3 protein-coding genes and 1 pseudogene are annotated in these 1,208 nt (G+C 58.1%); all 4 read left to right on the top strand.

The annotated features are described in order from the left end of the window. Window positions 1-171 (top strand): annotated as a pseudogene (locus ACWEOZ_RS44380) (50S ribosomal protein L2); the annotation flags it as partial. A 10-nt stretch (window positions 172-181) separates the two neighbouring features. Next, on the top strand, window positions 182-457 hold the full coding sequence (rpsS, locus tag ACWEOZ_RS44375; RefSeq protein WP_004199273.1) for a 30S ribosomal protein S19: 276 nt from the start codon (window positions 182-184) through the stop codon (window positions 455-457). A 12-nt stretch (window positions 458-469) separates the two neighbouring features. Continuing rightward, a complete protein-coding gene (gene rplV, locus ACWEOZ_RS44370) occupies window positions 470-799 on the top strand; it encodes a 50S ribosomal protein L22 (RefSeq protein ID WP_004199272.1) in 330 nt (109 codons plus the stop codon). Between the two features lie 11 nt (window positions 800-810). Beyond that, the coding region (gene rpsC / locus ACWEOZ_RS44365; protein ID WP_451916679.1) for a 30S ribosomal protein S3 at window positions 811-1,208 on the top strand (398 nt) is incomplete at its 3' end.

Raw genomic sequence — 1,208 nt, 5'->3', positions numbered from 1 at the left:
GTGCGTGGCGTTGCGATGAACCCGGTTGATCACCCGCACGGTGGTGGTGAGGGCAAGACGGCTGCAGGTCGCGATCCGGTTAGCCCGTGGGGTACGCCGGCTAAGGGTTATCGCACCCGTAGCAACAAGCGCACGACGACGATGATCGTCCAGCGCCGTCACAAGCGTTAAGGAGTAGGCAATGGCACGTTCTGTTAAAAAAGGTCCGTTCTGCGACGCCCATTTGCTGAAGAAAGTTGAGGCGGCTGCAGCTTCGCGCGACAAAAAGCCGATCAAGACCTGGTCGCGTCGCTCGACGATTCTGCCGGATTTCATCGGCCTGACGATCGCTGTTCACAACGGCCGTCAACACGTTCCGGTGTACATCTCGGAAAACATGGTCGGCCACAAGCTTGGCGAGTTCGCACTGACCCGTACGTTCAAGGGTCACGCAGCCGACAAGAAGGCCAAGAAATAAGGGGCAATCAAGATGGAAGTGAAAGCAATTCATCGCGGTGCCCGCATCTCGGCGCAGAAAACGCGCCTTGTGGCTGACCAGATCCGCGGTTTGCCGGTCGACAAGGCGCTGAACGTTCTGACGTTCTCGCCGAAGAAGGCGGCTGGCATCGTGAAGAAGGTTGTGCTGTCGGCAATCGCGAATGCGGAGCACAACGAAGGCGCTGATATCGACGAGCTCAAGATCAAGAGCATCTACGTCGACAAGGCTGCATCGCTCAAGCGTTTCACCGCGCGCGCCAAGGGCCGCGGTAACCGCATCGAGAAGCAATCCTGTCACATCACTGTGACGGTCGGGAATTAAGGAGCCATACGATGGGACAGAAAATTCATCCGACTGGCTTCCGCCTGGCTGTCAGCCGCAATTGGGCTTCGCGTTGGTACGCGAACAACAACAATTTCGCGGCGATGCTGCAGGAAGACATCGGTGTTCGTGAATACCTGAAGAAGAAGCTGAAGAACGCTTCGGTCGGTCGGGTGGTCATCGAGCGTCCGGCGAAGAACGCGCGCATCACGATTTACAGCTCGCGTCCGGGCGTGGTCATCGGCAAGAAGGGCGAGGATATCGAACAGCTGAAGACGGAACTGCAACGCCGCATGGGCGTGCCGGTTCACGTCAACATCGAAGAAATCCGCAAGCCGGAAACCGATGCTCAGCTGATCGCTGACTCGATCACGCAACAGCTCGAGCGCCGGATCATGTTCCGTCGCGC

This window comes from Actinoplanes sp. NPDC004185 (assembly GCF_053603475.1).
Note: the sequence above shows the minus strand (reverse complement) of the source record. Positions and strands in the feature narration are given on the sequence as shown.

What these genes read in the sequence shown, in the direction of transcription:
- rplV (WP_004199272.1), top strand. Translation starts at nt 470, where the DNA reads ATGGAAGTGAAAGCAATTCATCGCGGTGCCCGCATCTCGGCGCAGAAA.
- rpsS (WP_004199273.1), top strand. Translation starts at nt 182, where the DNA reads ATGGCACGTTCTGTTAAAAAAGGTCCGTTCTGCGACGCCCATTTGCTG.